Raw genomic sequence first — 22,163 nt, 5'->3', positions numbered from 1 at the left:
ATGGACAATAACGACGAAATGATCCGCATGGCGGGTATCGTAGGCGATTCGATAACCGATGGTCCGGGACTGAGGGTGGCCGTCTTTGTGCAGGGATGTCCTCATCACTGCAAAGGCTGCCACAACCCGACTACCCACGATTTTGAGGGCGGTACGCCTGCGAGCGTAGACGACGTTTATAAGATAATAAAGAAACATCCGTTAATAAAAGGCGTAACTTTTTCAGGTGGCGAACCCTTCTGTCAGGCTTCGCCGCTTGCGGTTCTTGCAAAAAGAATAAAGGCGGACGGACTTGAGCTTGCGGTTTACAGCGGGTACACGTTCGAGGAGCTGATGAAGCTTTCAAAGAACGACGAAAGCGTTTTGGAGCTTTTAAAATATTGCGATACGCTTATAGACGGAAGGTTCGTTTTAGCGCAGAGAAGCCTTTCCATACGCTTCAGGGGCTCGAAGAACCAGCGTATAATCGACGTGCCAAAGAGTCTAAAGGAAGGAAGGGCCGTGCTTGATACGACCGAGCGGTGGAACGGATAAAGGGGGAGAGCCGTTTGAAAAAAAGGCTGACTGTTTTTATAATTGCCGCACTTATCATATGCCTGCTTGTCGGCTGCGCAAGCGGCGGCAAGCCGGACGAAGGGGAGCAGGCGGGAACGGCCGAGACCGTAGAGACTGATGATAACGAAAGCCTTACTGCGCAGGAGTTTTTTTGGCTTGCGGCAGAGTACAGATTTGACTGCGTACCCTTTTTCGATGAGGGCAGAACGCCGCAAAAGTCGTCCGATCATCTAATGTACGCCTTTATCATGAACGAACAGGAGCTTAAAGCGAATATGGACGGCTATGTTCAGATGCCGGCGGCGCTCGTTGATGAAACGGCGGAAGAATACTTCAATGCGACGCATATTATCCACGCAAGCGACGAAGGCATGTGGGATTACGACGAGGAGACCGAGACTTATACCGCGACGGGCTGGGGCTACGCGAACGAGCCTTCGTATATTATGGAGGACTGCCAAACGGAAGATACGCCGCTCGGCCGCGTATATACGGTATTATGCAGACCGCTCGACGCCGATGAATTTAACGGCATGGAGCTTTCGCCGTATTTTGTAATAGACTTTACGGAAAACGACTACGACAGCGAGGGACTGAGGCGTTTAAATGCGCTGATACGTGACAGCGGTCTTTACAGCGAGGGCATGACATACGGCGAGGCGATTACGGCGCTTATGGACGCGGGCAGAACGGCTGAGATCCCCGTTTCGGCGGATATCATTACTTTCAGATTTTATTTAAAGGACGGTCACCCCGTGTTTTTGGAGCATACGAAATTTGACGCGGCGCGCTTCTTTGAGTTCGCTGTTGATTACAGATTGGATTATCTGCCGTTCTTTGATGAGGGCAGCGCTCCGAAGCGGGCGGGCGAGTATCTTATGTACACGTTCATATTGAACGAAAAAAAGCTAAAAGATAAGGCGGAGGATCGCGTTAAGATGCCGTCGTCTTTAGTTGACGAAACGGCAAAGAAGCATTTCGATGAGGCGGGGCTTTCACATGAGAGCTTCGAGAACCTGTGGGAATACGACCCCGACGGGGAGGAATATACCGCGACAGGCTGGGGCTACGCGAACGAGCGCATATACGTTATGCGCGCCTTCGATACAGAAGTGCGCGACGGCAGGATCGTATACACGGTCTGGGCTGCGCCTGCCGATATCGAGGAGTTTGACGTGATGATAAAGACCGACACGCCCGTAAGTATGACGGACGATCACGGGGATTGGCCGCCGTCTGAGAATCTGCGCGCGCTCGATGAGCTGATACGCGAAAGCGGCATATACGAGGAGGGCATGACGTACCGTGAGGCGATAGCCGAGCTGCTTCGCCGGGGATACGCAGACGAGATACCGCTTGCGTATGAAAAGGATAAGTTCGTCTTTTATTTCGACGGCGGCGAGCCTGTGTTCCTTGCGCACTATGCCGATTACAGCGACTGATGGATAAAATAAAAAACGGACGGGAGAGATCCCGTCCGTTTTTCGTTTTTACTTAAATTACTTAAGCTCGACCTTTGCGCCGACTTCTTCAAACTTAGCCTTGATAGCTTCAGCGTCTTCCTTGGAGATACCTTCCTTGATAGCCTTGGGAGCGTTGTCAACGAGCTCCTTAGCTTCCTTAAGGCCGAGGCTGGTAACTTCTCTTACTACCTTGATGACCTTGATCTTCTCAGCGCCAACGTCTGCAAGAACAACGTCGAACTCAGTCTTCTCAGCAGCCGGAGCGTCAGCAGCGGCAGCGCCTGCAGCGGGAGCAGCAGCAACAGCTACGGGAGCAGCTGCGGATACGCCGAATTCTTCCTCAAGAGCCTTTACAAGCTCGGAAAGCTCAAGTACGGTAAGAGCCTTTACATCTTCAATCAACTTTACAACTTTTTCGCTAGCCATTTTAATTTCCTCCATAATATTCGAATTTAATTTTTTGTTTGATAATGAGGCGATGAGGCGCGGAAGCTTTATGCAGCTTCTTCTGCCTTCTTTTCTGCGATAGCGTTTAAAGCTACAACAAGACCTCTTATGTTGCCGTTCAGTACGTTTACAAAACCGGAGATAGGAGCGTTCAAGCCGCCGAGAGCCTTTGCAATAAGTTCTTCCTTGGACGGAAGCAGTGCAAGCGCTTCAACCTCAGCGGGGGTTATTACCTTACCCTCAACGAAGCCCATCTTAATGGTGAACTTTTCGTTCTGCTTTGCAAATTTCGACAGGATCTTTGCAGGGGCGATCATATCGGTAGTAGAAACAGCCAGAGCCGTCGTGCCGTTTAAGATCTCGTCAAGACCTTCAAGGCCCACTTCTTTAGCGGCGAAGCGCGTAAGCGTATTCTTTACAACGCTGTAATCAACGCCGGAAGCGCGCAGCTCACGTCTGAGCACGGTATCATCAGCAACGGTGATGCCTTTGTAGTCAACAAACACGCCGGAGGGAGCCGAAAGCTTCTGAGCAAGCTGTTCAACTATGGCTTTTTTCTCGCTTAAAATTTTCTCGCTGGGCATTTTAAGATTTCACCTCCCAAGGTTTTAAGATTTCGACAGCAAAAAAGGGTTCTTTCCGACCGAAAAGAACCCTTAACTTATACTATAAGAAAAGACTTTAAAGTTCTCCTCGGCAGGTAGGACGTACCAATTACGCAAAATGCGCCTGCTGTCTTTGGATTACCATATAATTTTATAATAAAGCCCGCAGTATGTCAAGCTTTAATTAAAACTTTGCGTTATTTATTTTAACGCCGGGGCCCATCGTGGAAGCAACTACGCAGCTTCTTACGTACTGACCCTTTGCAGCGGCCGGCTTAGCCTTTATAACTGCGCCCATAAGAGCGTCAAAGTTTTCGGTAAGCTTCTCAACGCCGAACGATACCTTGCCGATGGGGCAGTGGATGATGTTCGTCTTGTCGAGACGGTACTCTATCTTACCGGCTTTAGCTTCGGTAACGGCGCGTGCGATATCGGGCGTAACGGTGCCTGCCTTCGGGTTAGGCATGAGTCCTCTGGGGCCGAGTACACGACCGAGACGACCTACAACGCCCATCATGTCGGGAGTTGCGATAACAACGTCGTATTCGAACCAGTTCTCATTCTGGATCTTCGGGATAAGCTCTGCGCCGCCTACGAAATCAGCGCCTGCAGCCTTAGCTTCTTCAAATCTTTCTTCCTTTGCAAATACGAGCACACGAACTTTCTTACCGGTACCGTTGGGAAGTACAACGGCGCCTCTGACCTGCTGATCCGCATGACGCGAGTCAACGCCGAGCTTTATGTGAAGCTCAACGGTTTCGTCAAACTTTGCCTTAGCGGTCTTGATAACGAGATCGAGCGCCTCCTGGGGCTCATAGAGTGTGCTTCTGTCTATAAGCTTTTGGCTCTCTTTATAATTCTTTCCTCTCTTCACGAGTTTTCCTCCTTAAAATAGTGTGGTATTTTCGGACTTGTCCTCCCACAAGCGCGCGGCGGGCAGATCATTCTTCAACTACAACGCCCATGCTGCGTGCTGTGCCGGCTATCATGCTCATTGCGGTCTCAACGCTCGAAGCGTTAAGGTCGGGCATTTTAAGCTCGGCTATCTTTCTTATCTCGTCCTTCGAGATAGTAGCTACCTTCGTCTTATTGGGAACGCCGGAGCCGCTTTCTATGTTGCAGGCCTTCTTTATAAGCACTGCTGCGGGCGGAGTCTTGGTGATGAACGAGAAGGAACGATCGGCATAGACCGTGATAACTACCGGAATGATGAGACCGATATCCTTCTTTGTTCTCTCGTTGAACTCCTTAGTGAACGCCATGATATTGACGCCATGCTGACCAAGCGCAGGTCCTACCGGGGGAGCGGGAGTTGCTTTGCCGGCGGGGATCTGAAGCTTAACGTAGCCTATTACTTTCTGAGCCACTTAGTACACCTCCATAATTCAATGTGGTCAAAAGTCGAGAGGCTTAAAAATTTTCCTCTCTCCCACTTTACCGCGCGATACCGCGCAGTTATATGATGCGAAAGGCCTTTTCGCAAAATATACTTAATTTATGCCTGCTCCGCGCGTTCGACCTGATCGAGCTCAAGCTCTACGGGAAGAGCGCGGCCGAGCATGGACACGCTTACTTTGACATAATTCTTTTCTATATTCAGATCTTCAACGTATCCGCTGAAGGAAGCAAGCGCGCCGTCTAATATTCTTACAGGGTCGCCTATGTCGTAATCGACTGATACGGCGCGTTTTTCAACGCCGAGCGAAAGTATCTCGCTTTCGCTTAAGGGGACCGGCTTGGAGCCGGGGCCGACAAAACCGGTAACGCCGCGCGTATTTCTAACGACATACCAGCTTTCATCGGTAATTATCATCTTAACGAGTACGTATCCGGGGAACATTTTGCGTTCCACTTCTTTGCGCTTGTTGTCCTTTATTTCGACAACTTTTTCTAAAGGAACGCTGACCGCCTGTATGAGATCGGTCATACGGCGCGTTTCCGCCGCTTTTTCTATGTCGGCGGCAACTTTGTTTTCATAGCCCGAATAAGTGTGTACAACATACCATTTTGCGCCTTCAGACATATTTCTTAAACTGCTGCGCAAAAGCGCGAGCAGAGACCTCCTTCTTCGGTCAATTTTAATATAAGCGCGATTATCTGCCGAATAAAGCAAACATACCGAGGCCTAAAAGCGAGTCTATGGCGGCAATGAACGCTCCGATAATAACTATCATAACGATAACGACTATCGTATTGTTCGTAACCTGGGATTTGTTGGGCCATACTATCTTTTTAGTCTCGCTGCGCAGTTCCTTCAGATAAGGGATAAATCGCTTGAAAATATTTTTCTTTTTGGTAGCAGCAGCGTCTGCCATTTAAGTGACCTCCAAGTCTGTTATTTCGTTTCCTTATGAAGAGTGTGTTTTCTGCAGAATCTGCAGTATTTGTTCATCTCAAGTCTGTCGGGATCGTTTTTCTTGTTCTTCATCGTGTTGTAATTTCTCTGCTTGCATTCCGTGCAGGACAATGTGATCTTTACTCTCATTTTAGCACCTCCGTCGTCTTATATCTATGATTATCCTGGTGTCCGCCTGTTTTTTTGCATAATAAAAAAAGCACCTTTTACAGGTACCTAATACTATATCATATGAAATCTGCGATTGCAAGAGTTTTTTTCAGTTTTTTATACTGCCGATGCTTTTATCTATAAACCGGAAAAAAATCTTTCGTTCCGTGCGCCCTAATTTGGCATTTTGACTTAAAACGCTCCCCGACCGATCGCCGGGTTCGGTCGGGGAGGCAATGTTTTCTTACTTTGATTTTTCGTCCTCGTATTTTTTGCGGCGCGCCAGATCCTTTTCTTTTTTCTGGGCTTCTCTTTCGGCCATGCGGGCCTGTTCTTCTTTTTGAAGATCCGCCTCGCGCTGCTTCATGATCTCGTAAACTTCCTTCTCATGTTCCTTGGCCTTCTTCTTTTTTTCCTTTTCGTTCTGGTTGCCCTTTTTCCATTCGGCTCTCTGTGCTTTTCGCGCAGCTCTCTCTTTTTTGTTCAACTCATTTTGAACTGCATACTCCTGCTTGCGAAGCTCCTTTTCGGGGATGGGTTCCTTGCCGGAAAGCTTCAGGCGGGCTTCTTCAAATGAGAAATATACGGGTTCGGGCTTATACTTTAACCACTTCGCCACTATCTTTGAGGGGAAAGCCTTTACAAGGTCGTTGTAGGAACGTGTCATGACGTTGTATGCGCGGCCGTCGTCGTTTATCGACTTGTTCAGCGCTTTGAACTTGGCCATTATATCAACATACCACATATCCTCGTTGAGCTCGGGATACTTTTTTCTGAGTATAACAAGAAGTCTTAAAAGCGAAATAGTGAAATTCGTCTCGAGACCGATATGATCCAGCGTGTTTTTCGCTCTTGAAGCTTGCGCGCGCGCCTTTACGACTGCGCTTACGGCTGCCTTTTCCTCTACGCCGTTTTCTCTGATGCAGGCGAGAAGATCCGTAAGCAGCGCGTACCTTCTGTCGAACTTCGTAGTGAGTCTGGTCGCGTCGCTGCGCAGACGTCTCATGAACTGGGTCAGCTTTACGTACGACATAAAAAGATACATGCCAACGACGAGTATCAAAACGCCGATAATGTCGAGAAAAAAGGCAAGGGAAGATGACATATGAAAGTCTATGCCGCTGAATGTATTTTTCATATTATATACCTCTGAAAATCAGTTTTCTTTAATAATATCATTATTTTCATGCACTTGCAAGCAAAATAATCTTCTAATGCAACATACTGAAAAAAACACGTTTTTTCGGGGGAGGCTGCGGATATATCAGGCTTCAAAAAGAAAATAACGAACAAAACCGCGCATTTATTGAAAAGAGTGCGTCCGTGAGATATACTATTAAAACAGAATACTTTTTATGAGGTGCTTTTTTTGAATAACATACTGCTTGTGACGATGAGCCTTGATATAGGCGGCGCCGAGACACATTTTATAGAGCTTGCCTGCGCGCTTAAAAAGAGAGGATATAATGTTGTCTGCGCGTCGCGAGGCGGCTCTTATGTCAGCGTGCTTGAAACGGCAGATATAAAGCATTACCGCGTGCCGCTCACAAGCAAGCATCCTGCAAGCATCCTGCGGGCGTACAGGATGCTTGAACAGATAGTCGCCGAGGAGAAAACGGATATAGTCCACGCGCACGCGAGGATACCGGCGTTCATATGCCACTTCTTATGCAAAAAGAAGAATATCGTGTTCGTTACAACGGCGCACGGAGCGTATTCCACGGGTACGGGCCTTAAATACGTCACGCGATGGGGACAGAAGACTCTTGCCGTGAGCGAGGATATAAAGAGATATCTTTTGGATAATTACAAGCTTGATGAAAAAAATATAACCGTGACGATAAACGGCATAAGCTCCGAGCGCTTTTCGCCGGGAGAGCCCGACGATTCCGTATACGACGAGCTTTCGATCCCGCGAGGAGGCAGGAACATAGTATACCTGGGACGCATAAACTTTGACAGCGGAGAATACGCCTTCAGGCTTGCGCGCCTTGCACCGCGCATACTTGAGCGCGCGCCCGACGCGAATATCGTGATTATAGGCGCAGGGGACAGATTCGAGGAGCTTTCCCGCGAAGTCGAAGCCGTAAATTCCCTGCTTCCGAGAAAGGTCGTATATCTTACGGGAGCACGCACCGATGTTGACCGCCTGCTTCGCATAGCCTCGCTCGTTATAGCCGTGTCGCGCGCGGCGCTTGAGGCGATGAGCTGCGAAAAGCGCGTGCTGCTTGCGGGTGATTTCGGCTATATGGGGCTTTACAGCGAGGATATGACGGATGCCTGCATAAACAACAACTTCACATGCAGAGGTTTTGAAAAGCCCGCCGACGAAGTATTCCTTTCAGACATTCTTCGCGCGCTTTCCGAGGACGCCGAAACAAGCGAAAGAGTCAGAAGGGCGGGGCGCGCGCTCGTCATGGAGCGTTATTCAATAGAGCGAATGACAGACGACGCGATAAGCGTATACGAAAAGGTCAGAGGGCGCTCTTACGGCAAAAAGTACGATTTTCTCATTTTAGGATATTACGGCTTTAATAACAGCGGCGATGACGCGCTTTTAGACGCTGTCATTCAGAATCTTTTAAGCATCCAGCCGGGGCTTTCGCTTTGCGTACTGTCGAATATGTCGATGAAGCTGCGAAATGAGAAGGATATCGACTTTTTTGACAGGTTCAATATCATAAGCGTGATACGCACATTAAAACACTCGGAAACGCTTATATACGGCGGCGGAAATCTTATACAGGATGTTACAAGCACGAAGTCGCTCATATATTATGTTTCCGTGCTGTTCTGTGCGCAGATAATGGGCGCCAAGACCATGCTCTATTCAAACGGCGTAGGTCCCGTAAACAAGAAATTCAACAGATATATAGTAAAAAAGATAGTAAACAATGTGGACGTTATAACGCTTAGAGAAAGCATATCGCACGCATTTTTAAATGAGATAGGCGTAACAAAGCCCGATATATATGAAACGGCCGACATAACGCTTACTATCGATCCGCCCGCACCCGAACGCATAGACGAGATACTGCGCGCGGAAAACATACCGCCCGAGGACAAGTTCGTATGCGTGTCGGTGCGTAATTGGAAGAACAACCCGGCGTCGTTTGAAGGCGACCTTGCGCGCGCACTTGACGAAATATACGCTCAAAGGGGATTCAGAGCGCTTTTCATACCGTTTCACGAGCCGTTTGACCGGGATATTTCAAAACGTGTTATGGCGCTTATGAATACGGACGCTCTCGTTTTGAGCGGCAAGTACAACGCGCAGGATATAATAGGCGTTATATCGCGAAGCGAGCTTGTGCTGGGAATGAGGCTCCACTCGCTTATCTTCGGCACGGCGGCGGGGGTCCGCCTCTGCGGTATCGTATACGATGAAAAGGTGAGAGGCTTTCTTGACAGCGTGCACGTTCCCGACTTTGTGAATATTGACGACGCAACGTATGTAAGCATTTCGGACGCGCTGGCCTGCGCGCTTGACAAAAGGCCGACTGCCGCGATGAGAGCGTCGTATGCGTCGTTAAAAGAGCGTGCGCTTTTAAACAGCAAGTATGCCATAGAGCTGTTGGGACGCAAAAACTTTTGACGGGGGAGAACGCATGAAGAGAATACTCGGCATAGATTACGGCGACGCGCGCACGGGCTTTGCGGTGTCCGACCCCATGAAGATAATCGCAAACGCCGTCGGCACTTTAAGCGAACGAAGCGCACAGCGCGTCATAGACGCCGCAGAAAATTATGTAAAGGAATATGACGTTGAAAAAATCGTTTTGGGCTATCCCAAAAACATGAACAATACGATAGGCGAGCGCGCTAAAAAAACAGAGGAGTTTGCAGAAAAGCTTAAAGAACGCATGCCCGATGTGCCCGTGGTGCTTTGGGACGAGCGGGGGACTACGAAAAGCGCGATATATGTTTTGAACGAAGCGAACGTGCGAAACAAGAAACGAAAAAAAGCCGTCGATACGGTGGCGGCGGTGATAATACTGCAGTCGTATCTCGATTTTGCGGGAGGAAAATAGCACAGAATATTTCGGCGCTTGGGGAAAACAGGAAAGCGGACATTTTAATAAGATCCAAATAGAAAGAGAAAAGACTGCGGCGATCGTTTTGCCGCAGTCTTTTCTCGTTGGATCAAAAAACGCTTATTATACAAACGAATTATACTGTTTTAAAAATCAGCCCAAAAGGATCATTTTGCTTCATGCTCTGCAGCCAGCGTGCCTTCCTTCCTTGCAACGATTGCAAAGATGTTGCCATAGCGCTTCTTGTTGACGAGAAGTGCGAGAGCAAGAAGAACGGGATGGATGAGCATGATTAGCTGGAACTTGCCGGCGAGAACGGACATGCCCGGAACTGAAGGATCCCAGGCGAGGATCTTCGGGCCGAGGAACGCAACGAACACCGTTACGCAGACACGCTCCATTGTGGTGTATATACCCATTGCAGTACCTGCACGCGGGCCGGAAACCTCGGGAAGCTGGAGCATAAGTACCTTAGGAGCTGGCAGGCAGCAGCCGTACATAAGACCGGATATAGCCATGGATGCGCATGCCCATGCGTAGTTGTAAGCGATCCAGCCGGAGGATGCAACGCATACAGCAACGATGGCGGTGAATATCGCGGCAATCTGCCAGTATTTCTGGATACCAAGCCGCGCAAAAAACAGGGGAACAAGGGTATATGCGCACATCGATACGCAGTTGGAGAACGCAGGTACCGTACCTGATACGGACGGGTCGAGGCCCCAGCCCGGATCGGTCTGATAGATGTAGTTCTGGTATGCCATAAGAGCATATACCATGCCAAGGAAGCAGCCGTTTGCAAGAGCGTAGATCCAAACGCCCGGAGTGGATCCAACGCCTTTTATATTGCGCCCGAAGGTAAGGTCTTCCTTCGTGAGTATTGCCGACTCGAGAGCTGCGTCTTCGCTCTTTCTGTCCTTAACAAGGAATATTGAAATAACGAATATGCAGAGCATAAGAACGCCGGTGGTGATGAACATAACCTTCCAGCCGCCGATGGCCACCGCTATTTTGTAGCCGACCAGGTTTGCAACAAGCTGACCGCAGGGGCTTGCCGATGTGAGAACGCCGTTTGCGAGAGCTATCTGCTTGCCGTCGAACCAGAGCGAAACGAGCTTTATTACGGTGGGAATGTAGAACGCGCTCAGTACGTCTTTACGGACAAAATATCAATAGGCGTTTTGCGATTATCTATAAACGGTTAAAAAACTTTTAAACTGCGGAGGGGAAGAGGCGCTTATCGGCTTTGGAACGCCGAGCATACAAAAAGAACGGCTGCGGCAAAATACTTTGCCGCAGCCGAACCTTTTTGTAGAACGCTTATTATATCAATTGTAATTATGCGTGCAGTTATGCGGCGTCTGCCGCAAAGGAAGTTTCTCTTATTTGGACTCTTCCGCAGCCGCATGCTGTGCAGCCAGAGTGCCCTCTCTCTTTGCAACGTGTGCAAAGATGTTGCCGTAGCGCTTTTTGTTAACAAACAGTGCAATAGCAAGGAGTATAGGCTGAATGTACATGAGCATCTGAATCCTGCCAACTAAGAAGGACATGCCTTCGCCGTTGTGCATTGCCGGATCCCAGGCAAGTACTCTCGGGCCGATGATTGCTACGAATATAACAACGCATACGCGCTCTATAGTGGTGTAGATACCGATTGCGGTACCGGCACGCGGGCCGGAAACCTCGGGGAGCTGGAGAAGGAGTACCTTCGGAGCCGGGAGACAGCAGCCGTATAAGAAACCGGACGTTGCCATTGCAACACAAGCGAATACATAGCTGTATACGAACCACTGGATCGTAACGAGCGTGATCGCGCCGATAGCGGCGAAGATAGCTGCAACGCCCCACCATTTCTGGATGCCGAGCCTTGCAAATACCAACGGCACTAAAACGTAGCAGCACATTGATACGCAGTTGGAGAATGCCGGTATCGTACCTGATACTGTCGGATCAAGTCCCCATCCGGGGTCGTTCTGATAAACGTAGTTCTGGAACGCCATGATAGCATAAACGAAGCCTACGAAGAAGCCGTTAGCTAAACAGTATACCCAAACTCCCGGAGTTGAAGCAACACCCTTGATGTTCTTGCCGAAGGAAAGGTCGTCCTTGGTAAGTATTGCGGACTCGAGGGCCGCATCCTCGCTCTTTCTGTCCTTTACAAGGAAGATAGCGATAACCGCAACGACCAGAACGAGAACGCCGGTAACGATGTACATTACCTTCCATCCGCCGATTGCCAGCGCGAGCTTGAAGCCGACGGTGTTCGCAACAAGCTGACCTGCCGGGCTGCCGCAGGTAAGTATACCGTTGGCAAGGGCGATCTGCTTCCCGTCGAACCAAAGCGAGATGAGCTTAACGCAGGTAGGAACGTAGAATGCGCTGAGCACACCATAGAGGATCATCAGCGCGTAGAAGAAAGCGAAGCCCTGTGCAAAACCTCTTAAGGCGAATAAAATACCTACGAGGAATATTTCAAGGACAAACAATTTCTTAACGCTGAACTTGTCAAGTAAGAATCCGGCTACGAAAACGAACCAGATCATGCCGAGGAACATCGCGTTCGATATCGCCGCACCCTGGGTTGCGTCCCAACCCATGTCTTCGATCATCGGACCGAGGGCAACGTTAAAGAACTGATTTGTAAATCCGAGTCCTAAGAAATAGAACAGGAATATACAGAGCATTACGCGCCATTTGGTGCCATTGCTGACGCCTTTTGAAGCAATAGCTTCTGACATAAAAGATTCCCTCCTTAAAAATGAATGATATAACTGTATAATAAGCGTTGTTTACGCCTACAAACAAACTATTATATTCAATAAATACATATATCTTCTATAATATAAAATTGAATATAGATTGATATACATTAAATTGATTTTTCTAGAGAAGGTATACAGTATATGTTATAATATACGAATATGGAATTAAAATGTCAATAGGCGTTTTGCCATTATCAATAAACGGACGCAGCTGATCATTTGATATATTTGGCAAATCGCCCAAAGGTGCTTATGTAAAAAATTATTATTTGCCGCGGATTTGTAATTACATTTTAATTAAAGCCATCCGAAAAAAGGGTTAGACGCTCCTGTAAAATGTCAGTTTCTAATAATAATTTGTTTTGTATAATATTTTTTTATTAGGTACAAATTTACATCATATATAATGAAGAAAAGAATAATAAAATTTCATAAAAACAGTAAAGTATGTTGAGAGATCTAAAAAAATCGGTATAATATCATACTTTTTTCTCCTGAAAAAAACCGGGAAGTAAAAATACCCCAAAAGCTAAAAAAATTTTTTAAACTTGCGGAGGGGAAGGGGCGCTTAGCGGCTTTGGAACACCTCGCATATAAAAAAAGAAGGGCTGCGGCAAAATATTTTGCCGCAGCCGAACCTTTTTTGTAGAAAACGCTTATTATATCATTGCTGTTCTTAATTGGAGACTGTTAATTGGTTTCTGCACCGTGTTCTGCAGCCAGCGAGCCTTCTTTCTTGGCAACGTGAGCGAAGATGTTGCCGTAGCGCTTCTTATTAACAATAAGAGCAAGAGCAAGAAGTATCGGCTGGATGTACATGAGCATCTGCACTTTACCAACCAGCGTGGACGAACCTAAACCATCATGCATCGACGGATCCCAGGAGATGATCTTCGGGCCGATGACTGCGATGAAGATAACAACGCAGAGACGCTCTATAGTGGTGTAGATACCGATTGCGGTACCGGCACGCGGGCCGGAAACCTCGGGGAGCTGCAGAAGGAGTACCTTCGGAGCCGGGAGGCAGCAGCCGTATAAGAGACCGGACGTTGCCATCGAAATGCAAGCGTATACGTAGCTGTACGAGAACCACATGATGGTAACGAGCGTGATCGCGCCGATAGCGCAGAATATTGCGGCAACGCCCCACCATTTCTGAATTCCCAGCCTTGCAAAGAGCAGAGGAACGAGTACGTAGCAGCACATTGATACGCAGTTGGAGAATGCGGGGATGGTACCGGATACTGACGGGTCAAGTCCCCATCCCGGGTCGGTCTGATAAACGTAGTTCTGGAACGCCATGATAGCATAAACGAAGCCTACGAAGAAGCCGTTTGCAATGACGTAAATCCACACGCTGGGAGTTGAAGCAACACCCTTGATGTTCTTGCCGAAGGAAAGGTCTTCCTTCGTAAGTATTGCCGATGCAAGAGCCGCATCCTCGCTCTTTCTGTCCTTAACAAGGAAGATGGCGAGAACTGCAACTAAAACGCAGCAGATACCGGTTACAACATACATGGTTTTCCAGCCGCCGATCGCCATTGCGAGCTTCCAGCCGGCAACGTTTGCAACGAGCTGACCGCAGGGGCTTGCGGAGGTAAGTATACCGTTTGCAAGTGCGATCTGCTTGCCGTCGAACCACAGCGAGATGAGCTTAACGCAGGTAGGAACGTAGAATGCGCTGAGCACGCCGTAGAGTATCATCAGAACATAGAAGAATATGAAGCCCTGTGCTACGCCGCGTAATGCGAATACCACGCCTACGAGGAAGATTTCCAAAACATATAACTTCTTAACGCTGAACTTGTCGAGTAAGAATCCGGCTACGAAAACGAACCAGATCATACCGAGGAACATTGCGTTCGAAATGGCGGAGCCCTGCGCTGCGTCCCAACCCATATCAGTGATCATCGGGTTAAGTGCAACGTTGAAGAACTGGTTGGTAAATCCTAAACTGAAGAAGTAGAACAGGAAGATACACAACATAACGCGCCATTTGGTGCCATTGCTGACGCCTTTTGAAGCAATAGCTTCTGACATAAAGATTTCCCTCCTTAAAAAATTGAATGATATAATTGTATAATAAGCGTTGGTCACGCCTACAAACTAAGTTTTTTGCCAAAATTTTGCCGAAAGATATAGGAAATGAGCATATGATTCATATAGAATCACGCGATTTTCGCATAAAATATAGATTTCTGTATGCTTAATATACTCTTTTTAAGTCTGTTATGTCAATAGTTTTCCATATATTATCCATAAAAAACGTCATTATAATACAATTAAGAATGTGCTGCAGTATAATAATTACAGATAATTACAGTATAAATACATATTATAAGAAATTATGGTGAACAAACTAATATTTTCCGATAATAATAAAATACTACAAAATATCAAAAAATACTAAGCAATAGTTACGGTCATTTATACGAAAAAAGAATTAGGATTTATTTACGAAAAAAAGAGCAAAAAAACTGCGAGGGAGCCGCGCCTTTCGGCGGACTCCCTCGCGTTTTTTGTAGAAACGCTTATTATGTCATTCTTGTTTTTAACCGAAGATCATTAATCGGTCTCCGCGCCGTGCTGTGCGGCCAGCGAGCCTTCCTTCTTTGCAACGTGTGCGAAGATGTTGCCGTAACGCTTCTTATTAACAAGGAGAGCAAGAGCAAGAAGTACAGGCTGAATGTACATCATCATCTGCAGCTTGCCAACGAACGGGGACATGCCCGGAACGGAAGGATCCCAAGCGAGGATCTTCGGACCGATAATGCCGACGAATACAACAACGCATATGCGCTCCAAAGTGGTGTAGATACCCATTGCCGTACCTGCACGCGGGCCGGAAACCTCGGGGAGCTGAAGCATAAGAACCTTCGGAGCCGGGAGGCAGCAGCCGTAGAGCAGACCGGAAACGGCCATCGAAATGCAAGCGTAAACATAGCTGTAGGACCACCACATGATGGTAACGAGCGTAACAGCGCCGATAGCGCAGAAGATAGCCGCAACGCCCCACCACTTCTGGATCTTGAGTCTTGCGAAGAGTAAAGGTACAATAGTGTATGCGCACATCGATACGCAGTTGGAGAATGCCGGTATGGTACCGGATACGGTCGGGTCGAGGCCCCATCCGGGGTCAGCCTGATATACATAGTTCTGGTAAGCCATGATTGCATAAACGAAGCCTAAGAAGAATCCGTTTGCTATGCAGTAGATCCAAAGGCTGGGAGTTCCCGCAACGCCCTTGATGTTCTTGCCGAGCGAAAGGTCTTCCTTCGTGAGTATTGCCGATGCCAAAGCTGCGTCTTCGCTCTTTCTTTCCTTTACGAGGAAGATAGAGAGAAGTGCAACCACTATCATGATTATACCGGTCACAACGTACATCGTTCTCCAGCCGCCGATTGCCAGCGCGATCTTGAAGCCGACAACGTTTGCAACGAGCTGTCCTGCCGGGCTGGCGGAGGTAAGTATACCGTTCGCGAGAGCGATCTGCTTACCGTCGAACCACAGCGAAACGAGCTTCATTACCGTGGGGATGTAAAATGCGCTGAGCACACCGTAAACAACCATCAGAGCAAAGAAGAATACGAATCCCTGAGCCACGCCTCTTAATGCGAATGCAACCGCAACGAGGAATATTTCAACGACGAACATCTTCTTAACGCTGAACTTGTCGAGGAAGATACCGGCCACGAAAACGAACCAGATCATTCCTATGAACATTGCATTGGCGATGGACGAGCCCTGAGTTGCATTCCAGCCCATATCTTCGATCATGGTCTTAAGAGCTACGTTGAAAAACTGGTTCGTAAAACCGAGGCCGAAGAAGTAGAACAGGAATATGCACAACAGGATGCGCCATTTGGTGCCGCTGCTGACGCCTTTTGAAGCTAAAGCTTCTGACATAAAAATTCCCTCCTTAAAAAATGAATGAAATAATTGTATAATAAGCGTTGATTACGCCTACAAACGATGCCATAAATCCCCGAAAACATGTTTTTTTCCATAAAAAAGCATGTTTTTTATATATGCACAATGCTTATTTTATTATCTTTAATATATTATCTTTGGGGGCAAATGTCAATATTTTTTCAGACAATTTCCACAATAAGCATCATTTTATATCCCTTAATATGTAAATATTAACAAAAAACCGCTCGTATAAAAGAATTAAATATTAAGAAATTATGAATTTCTTGAAACAAGAAGCGCGGAAAAATAATAAAAAAAGACTATAAAAAAATAATACTTTATAACTATATACAGATAATTATAAAGTATCCTTATGTATAACCATATATGACGAGCAGATATAATACTTTTGTCCTTTATAAAAAGCCCCGGGAGAGCCGCACCTGTTCGGCGGGCTCCCCTGGAACATGGCAAAACAACCGATATCAAAATACGCAAAAAGTGAAGAAGACCGCGCTTTTGCGCGGCCCTCTTCGGGGTTATATTAAAATATGGTGAAAGGATGGGCGTATTATTTGTTCGGGTTCTCGACCCCGATTCTCTCGAAGACGAAGTCGGGCAGGGCGCTTACGTCTACCTGATAGTAGAGCGTATTCGTCGTGCCTCCCGCATTGGTCACGACCTCCGTCTGATAAAAGGCCTCTTCAAAGCTTGCGGCGGACATGCGCGGATATTCTCTGAGCGCACCGTAAACATGGGCTATCTCTTCGGGATCCGTTATGCTTACCGTGTTCTCTTTATTATAATCCTCATCCGTCCATTCGCCCTTTAAGGGAGTGAATGCATCTATATTCGCATACAGGCGTATAAGGTTTATATCGGATACGCTTATCTGCGAAAGCTCGATCCCGCACTGAGCGGCCGCCTCAATAGTATTATGATAGTAGGATTTTACGGGATAGCTCGTGTTTGTTTCATCCACGGATCCGCTCGCAGGGTACGCGTAGTCTACGATGACGTCGTCGTCTGCGGCGTTCACCTTTTTGCCGTTCTTATCGACGAGCAGCGCGGTAAATTCAATGCTGCCTATCGACGGCTTCTGAAGCCCGGGAGAGAACGGCGTTTCATCTGCCAGAACGTCGGCCTTGAGCGCGTCTATTATGAGCTTTGCCTGATTTTTGTCGGTAATCTTATGCGAATTGCCGTAAACGTCAACGACGGAGAGCTTTTCGGGATATACGAACATCTCCTCGTTAAGTATTGCGAAGGTGTTGCGCTTTCCCTCCTCGCTTGCAAGCAGGCGGGGCAGATACGTTTCGTAAGCCTCGGGCGTGAGCAGATATCTCCTTGTAAGCTCGCGGCCGCCAAGGTCGTATATTATCTCGGTATTTATCGTGTAGTAATACTGGCCCACTTCGTATTTTTCGGGCGTGTCGGGCGTCTGCCGGTAGAGCGGGGGATTTTCCGTTCTGTCCGTCGTGAAGCTGTAATTGGAGCCAAACTTCGCGTCGATGCACGAGCGGTGTATTTTGTATATAAGCTCCTTGTTTTCGGGAGTCTTGTAGCCGGTGCCGTACTGCGGGCCGGAATTCCGATAGCCGAAGGGGTCGAAGTATACTGCCGTTACCTCGTCGGGCTCGGGCAGACGCTTCTGATATCCAAAGGCGTCGAAGGTGAGCGCCATGGAGCCTGCGAACACGATGACGAGCAGCACTATAAAGCCGCGTCTGCCCGTTTTTATGGCGCGTATATCCTTGTGGATAATTGCGTGTATAACGAGGTACGCTATGGCCGCGCCGACAAGATATCCCACGATAAGCGAAACGATGTTTCTTCTTGAGTCCATAAGATATATGCCGGAGCCGAAAAGCACGGCGAAAAGTATCGAAAGGATATATTTTATTATCGGCTTTGCCGCGCCGAACGCTATCGTCGAGGTCGTGTTCTCGCTTCGTCTGTTCTGATAGAGCAGGCACGAAAGAAGGAACATCACGGCGATAAATACGATATACAGTACCGTGGGAAGCGCCTGCGGGGCGTACACGCCGTCTATGGCGCCTCTGAACACGTAGAAGGCTGGCGATATGTCCATAAAGAAGGTCGCGTCGGAGGGCATATTATAGCCGTACATCCATATCGAAGCCGTGCCCGTGACAGCAGCGTAGAATATCATGGGAAGCGACGAGAAAATGTAGGTAAGTATCGCCATCACTATAACGCTGCCGGAGAGGATCGAGAAAAAGCACGCCACGGCGAAGAATATCGACAGATACAGCACCGACTCAATAAGCCACAGAAGCATCTGCGACACGGGTATATACAGCCACAGTCCCGAACTCGTTATTATTATCGCGCTTATTACACATGTGAGTATAAGCGGCAGCGTATATAAAAGAAGGCCCGAAAGCGCGTTGAGCGACAAAAGCTTTGCGCGCTTTATCGGCAGCGCATGCACGGTGTCCGTGCTTTTTCTTTTGTTCATGTATGAGAACAAAAGACCTGCGATGAATACGGGGATTATTGCAAAGGCGACGGCCTCGGCTCCGCCCGTGAAGTTAAAAAGATTGTAGGTGTATATATCGGACACTCTGACGCCCTGCTCGGCGGCGCGCTCGACTGCCCACAAAAGCTCGTTTTGTATGCTTTGAAGCGATACTAAAAGCTTAAACGGTATCGCAAAGAACAGCGCGATGAAATAAAGCGCGCTCACCCACCAGAAGCGGCGCAGGTTTTCTTTTACGAGCGCGCCGTTACTGCATTTTTTCGAGGTCATAGCCTGCCACCTCCATTTCGTATATAAATACTTCCTCCAGCGTAAGCGGGATCATTTCAAGTATCGTGGGATCGAACGCCTTCATGCGCTCCATCACCTCGTCCTCGCTTCCGCGCACTATCATGAGAATAACGCTGCCGCGCTGCTCGAAGTGCATATATTCGATCTTGTCGAACGCCTCCTTCGGCGGCGGCTCGCGAAACGCCATCTGTATCTTATGAACAGACAGACGCATATCGTCTATATCGCGCTCGAAGATGATATGACCGTTGTGCAGAAGGCCTATGTGGTCGCACATATCCTCAAGCTCTCTTAAGTTATGCGACGTCATGATCACAGTGACCTCGCGATCGGCTATCTCTTCCATTAAAAGACGCTTCACAAGATGGCGCATAACGGGGTCGAGCCCGTCGAACGTCTCGTCGAAGAAATAATAGTCGGGCTGCGTAGACATGCCGAGAAGTATGGCCGCCTGCTTCTGCATGCCCTTTGAAAAGTTCTTTATCGGGCGCTTGGGCGGCAGCTTGAACACGTCGAGAAGCTTTGAAAAGCGCTCGTCGCTCCAGTTCGGATAAAATATCTTATAATAGCGCGCCATGTCCTTTATCGAATAATTCGAGATAACGAACGGGTCGTCGGACAAAAAGAACGTGCGCCCTTTGTTGTATATATTCTCAAACACGGGCTTGTCGTCTATCTTTATAAGGCCGCTGTCCGGCTTGTATATGCCCGAAAGCATTCTAAGAAGCGTTGACTTGCCGCTGCCGTTCGAGCCGATAAGTCCGTATATTGAGCCTTTTTTGATAGAGCATGAAAGGTTGTCTATGGCCTTTACGCCCGGAAAGGTCTTGCTTACGCTTACTGCCTGTATCATTTTGTCACCTCTTTCGCATTTGTGTACGCCGCCCTCACTTCGTTAAGCGCTCTTTCTTCGGGCACGCCCAAAGATGCGGCCGTCTGAGCGAGAGCGTTAAGTTCAGAGAGCACTTCTTCCTGCTTTTCCTTGCCTACTACCTTTAAATCGGGAGATATGAAGCTCCCGCGTCCCGGCACGGAATATATTATGCCGTTCTGTTCAAGCTCGGAATACGCCTTTGTTATAGTATTGGGGTTTATGCCTATTAGCTTTGCAAGCTGGCGGACGGACATTATCTGGCTGCCGGGCTCGTATATGCCCGTAAGGGCAAGCGTTTCTATCTGAGTATATATCTGCTTATAGATCGGCACACGGCTTTTTACGTCAATGTCTATCACTCGCTGCACCTCCTTTACCGTGTTAGGTGTACTATAACGAGTAGTACAGTTGTATTGTAAATGCATACGGCTCGTTTGTCAAGCGTTTTTTTGATTTATTTACAAAAGGCAGCGCGTTGCATTATAATATCAATAAACAGACGTTCATTTGACGGGAGGAAGATATTATGGCAGGCATAATAAGGCGCGCAAAGATAAACACCGTTTCATTCGACTATTTTTCCGACGGTTCCATAAAGCCCGCGTCATGTCAGCGCATTGCGCAGTCGATAGGCGAGGCGTGGGGCGTGGGCGACGGCTTCTACGTGCGCGATCTGATGAAAACGGGGCGCGTTCTGATGATGGCGGATACGGTGTGCGAGTTTGGAACGTCGAAAAAAGGTTTCGAAAGCTGTGTAAACGGCGAGTACTGGGCAAGCGACCCTGAGGGGCGTTTCATAAAATACAACGGATATTTTACCGATTCTGAGGGCGAGTTCGTTTTCGGTATAATAAATTATTTCATGGTAGTGGACTTAAAAGAAAAGCGGGCGCTCTATCCTAAAGATCTTGGTACGCCGTTAAGAGAGGGAGTGGACCGCTGCCCGATAAAAGACCCTTCTTTTAAAATAGACGCGGATATGCCGCTCGAATTCTTTGAAAAGCGCATCGTAAGACGCGGCGAGACGGATGCGCTGGGACACGTGAACAACTCTTATTATGCCGAATACGCTTTGGATACGTTCTCCGACGAGGATATACGGCGCGGCTTTGGGCGCATGGTGATACGTTACAGCGCGCAGTTAAGACGCGGCGACGAGATCACGATAATGAAGGGTTCGGATGAAAAACGTATATATATTAAAGGTATGAACTCGTTGGGAAAGACGGGATTTGAGGCGTATTTTGAAAGACGTTGACATAGTTTGTCAATAATCGTTTACAAAAGCGCCGGTTTTTAATATAATTATTTATTATAGTTTTTGCTTGGAGGAAGATATGGCAGGAAAAATATACACGTCAAAAATAAGCACCTTGTCCTACGATTACATGAAGGACGGCTCCTTCAATCCGACGTCGTGTCTGAGAGTCGCGCAGGCGATAGCGGAGGAGTGGAGCATAACGAACGGCTTTTATGTGCGCGACCTTATGAAGAGCGGCCGCGTCATTATGATGGTGGACAGCGTATGCGAATTCGGCGAAAGAGGACTTGACTACGAGGGGTACGTAAACGGCGAATATTGGCCGGCGCCGCCAAAAGGACGCCTTATACGCTGCAATTACAGATTTACGGACTCGAAGGACAGACTCATTTTCGGAATGGTTAATTATTATATGGCTGTCGATCTGAAAGAGAGGCGCGCGCTTTATCCCGAGGATCTGAGCACGCCGCTCACACGCGAATTTGCCGACGCGCCGTGCCCCGTAAAGAACCCCTCGTTCGAGATAGAGCACGACCTGGAGCTTAAAGAATACGAAAAGCGCGTCGTTCGCCGAAACGAGACGGACGTTTTGGGACACGTGAACAACACCTGCTACGCGCCGTTTGCAACGGATACGTTCACGGGAGACGATTTTGACCGCGGTTTTGGGCGCATGGTGATACGCTTCCTTTCGGAGCTTAGAAAGGGCGAGGAAATGAGCATAATGAAGGGCGAGGATGACAAGAAGATAATCGTAAACGGCATAAAACCCTCGGGAAAAACGAGCTTTGAGACGCTTTTCGAACGCAGATGACCTGCGCAACAAGGCTTGTTTTCACAGCAATATGCATAATTTTTTATATGAAAAAAATCAGCGTTCTAATTCAATATCGGTATTGACTTGACGGACATATTACGGTATATTTTATAATGTATGAGACTGTGCCGGA

General features: G+C 47.9%; 21 protein-coding genes and 1 other annotated feature. Of the genes, 6 read left to right on the top strand and 15 right to left on the bottom strand.

Going from position 1 to position 22,163, the window contains the following annotated elements; all coding sequences use genetic code 11:
• Complete coding sequence (gene nrdG, locus IJG50_05660; protein MBQ3379339.1) at nt 1–534, top strand: anaerobic ribonucleoside-triphosphate reductase activating protein; 534 nt, start codon at nt 1–3, stop codon at nt 532–534.
• Between the two features lie 14 nt (nt 535–548).
• Nucleotides 549–1,997, top strand: a complete 1,449-nt coding sequence (locus IJG50_05655; GenBank protein ID MBQ3379338.1) for a hypothetical protein — start codon at nt 549–551, stop codon at nt 1,995–1,997.
• A 57-nt stretch (nt 1,998–2,054) separates the two neighbouring features.
• Here the strand turns inward: IJG50_05655 and rplL are convergent, their stop codons facing one another.
• The 8 genes from rplL to IJG50_05615 all read right to left on the bottom strand — a co-directional run bounded on the left by rplL (nt 2,055) and on the right by IJG50_05615 (nt 6,714).
• Nucleotides 2,055–2,444 (bottom strand): 50S ribosomal protein L7/L12, encoded by a 390-nt coding sequence (rplL, locus tag IJG50_05650; GenBank protein ID MBQ3379337.1) that lies wholly within the window; start codon nt 2,442–2,444, stop codon nt 2,055–2,057.
• A 68-nt stretch (nt 2,445–2,512) separates the two neighbouring features.
• Nucleotides 2,513–3,049, bottom strand: coding sequence for a 50S ribosomal protein L10 (locus tag IJG50_05645; protein ID MBQ3379336.1), 537 nt, complete (start codon nt 3,047–3,049; stop codon nt 2,513–2,515).
• 31 nt (nt 3,050–3,080) lie between these two features.
• Nucleotides 3,081–3,225, bottom strand: a sequence feature (ribosomal protein L10 leader region).
• Nucleotides 3,226–3,254: 29 nt separating this feature from the next.
• The gene (rplA, locus tag IJG50_05640) at nt 3,255–3,944 is read right to left on the bottom strand and encodes a 50S ribosomal protein L1 (GenBank protein MBQ3379335.1); all 690 of its coding nucleotides are present in this window, start codon (nt 3,942–3,944) and stop codon (nt 3,255–3,257) included.
• A 67-nt stretch (nt 3,945–4,011) separates the two neighbouring features.
• Nucleotides 4,012–4,437: a 50S ribosomal protein L11 gene (rplK, locus tag IJG50_05635; protein MBQ3379334.1), complete on the bottom strand. Its 426-nt coding sequence runs from the start codon at nt 4,435–4,437 to the stop codon at nt 4,012–4,014.
• A 128-nt stretch (nt 4,438–4,565) separates the two neighbouring features.
• The gene (gene nusG / locus IJG50_05630) at nt 4,566–5,093 is read right to left on the bottom strand and encodes a transcription termination/antitermination protein NusG (protein ID MBQ3379333.1); all 528 of its coding nucleotides are present in this window, start codon (nt 5,091–5,093) and stop codon (nt 4,566–4,568) included.
• Nucleotides 5,094–5,163: 70 nt separating this feature from the next.
• Complete coding sequence (gene secE, locus IJG50_05625; GenBank protein MBQ3379332.1) at nt 5,164–5,385, bottom strand: preprotein translocase subunit SecE; 222 nt, start codon at nt 5,383–5,385, stop codon at nt 5,164–5,166.
• A gap of 20 nt (nt 5,386–5,405) precedes the next feature.
• The gene (rpmG, locus tag IJG50_05620; protein MBQ3379331.1) at nt 5,406–5,555 is read right to left on the bottom strand and encodes a 50S ribosomal protein L33; all 150 of its coding nucleotides are present in this window, start codon (nt 5,553–5,555) and stop codon (nt 5,406–5,408) included.
• A gap of 265 nt (nt 5,556–5,820) precedes the next feature.
• A complete protein-coding gene (locus IJG50_05615; protein MBQ3379330.1) occupies nt 5,821–6,714 on the bottom strand; it encodes a LemA family protein in 894 nt (297 codons plus the stop codon).
• Nucleotides 6,715–6,945: 231 nt separating this feature from the next.
• On the opposite strand from IJG50_05615, the gene csaB reads away from it, so the two are divergent.
• Nucleotides 6,946–9,171 (top strand): polysaccharide pyruvyl transferase CsaB, encoded by a 2,226-nt coding sequence (gene csaB, locus IJG50_05610; GenBank protein MBQ3379329.1) that lies wholly within the window; start codon nt 6,946–6,948, stop codon nt 9,169–9,171.
• A 13-nt stretch (nt 9,172–9,184) separates the two neighbouring features.
• Entirely contained in the window at nt 9,185–9,607 is a 423-nt protein-coding gene (gene ruvX / locus IJG50_05605; protein MBQ3379328.1) for a Holliday junction resolvase RuvX, read from the top strand.
• Between the two features lie 170 nt (nt 9,608–9,777).
• Here the strand turns inward: ruvX and IJG50_05600 are convergent, their stop codons facing one another.
• The 7 genes from IJG50_05600 to IJG50_05570 all read right to left on the bottom strand — a co-directional run bounded on the left by IJG50_05600 (nt 9,778) and on the right by IJG50_05570 (nt 20,311).
• Nucleotides 9,778–10,758, bottom strand: a complete 981-nt coding sequence (locus tag IJG50_05600) for an MFS transporter (protein MBQ3379327.1) — start codon at nt 10,756–10,758, stop codon at nt 9,778–9,780.
• Nucleotides 10,759–10,992: 234 nt separating this feature from the next.
• Nucleotides 10,993–12,348, bottom strand: coding sequence for an MFS transporter (locus tag IJG50_05595; protein MBQ3379326.1), 1,356 nt, complete (start codon nt 12,346–12,348; stop codon nt 10,993–10,995).
• A 714-nt stretch (nt 12,349–13,062) separates the two neighbouring features.
• Complete coding sequence (locus IJG50_05590) at nt 13,063–14,412, bottom strand: MFS transporter (GenBank protein ID MBQ3379325.1); 1,350 nt, start codon at nt 14,410–14,412, stop codon at nt 13,063–13,065.
• 525 nt (nt 14,413–14,937) lie between these two features.
• The gene (locus IJG50_05585) at nt 14,938–16,278 is read right to left on the bottom strand and encodes an MFS transporter (protein ID MBQ3379324.1); all 1,341 of its coding nucleotides are present in this window, start codon (nt 16,276–16,278) and stop codon (nt 14,938–14,940) included.
• A 577-nt stretch (nt 16,279–16,855) separates the two neighbouring features.
• Entirely contained in the window at nt 16,856–19,057 is a 2,202-nt protein-coding gene (locus IJG50_05580) for an ABC transporter permease (protein MBQ3379323.1), read from the bottom strand.
• Nucleotides 19,035–19,931, bottom strand: coding sequence for an ABC transporter ATP-binding protein (locus IJG50_05575; GenBank protein MBQ3379322.1), 897 nt, complete (start codon nt 19,929–19,931; stop codon nt 19,035–19,037). The genes IJG50_05580 and IJG50_05575 overlap by 23 nt, the downstream gene beginning before the upstream one ends.
• A complete protein-coding gene (locus tag IJG50_05570; GenBank protein MBQ3379321.1) occupies nt 19,928–20,311 on the bottom strand; it encodes a GntR family transcriptional regulator in 384 nt (127 codons plus the stop codon). Before IJG50_05570 ends, IJG50_05575 begins: the two co-directional genes overlap by 4 nt.
• Nucleotides 20,312–20,478: 167 nt before the next feature.
• Here IJG50_05570 and IJG50_05565 point away from each other — a divergent pair, with 167 nt between their 5' ends.
• Both IJG50_05565 and IJG50_05560 read left to right on the top strand, forming a co-directional pair.
• Nucleotides 20,479–21,210 (top strand): hypothetical protein, encoded by a 732-nt coding sequence (locus IJG50_05565; protein ID MBQ3379320.1) that lies wholly within the window; start codon nt 20,479–20,481, stop codon nt 21,208–21,210.
• Between the two features lie 79 nt (nt 21,211–21,289).
• Complete coding sequence (locus IJG50_05560) at nt 21,290–22,027, top strand: hypothetical protein (protein ID MBQ3379319.1); 738 nt, start codon at nt 21,290–21,292, stop codon at nt 22,025–22,027.
• The last annotated feature ends 136 nt before the right edge of the window (nt 22,028–22,163 follow it).

It is taken from the genome of Clostridia bacterium (genome assembly GCA_017405765.1).
Taxonomy (GTDB): domain Bacteria; phylum Bacillota; class Clostridia; order Oscillospirales; family RGIG577; genus RGIG577.
Note: the sequence above shows the minus strand (reverse complement) of the source record. Positions and strands in the feature narration are given on the sequence as shown.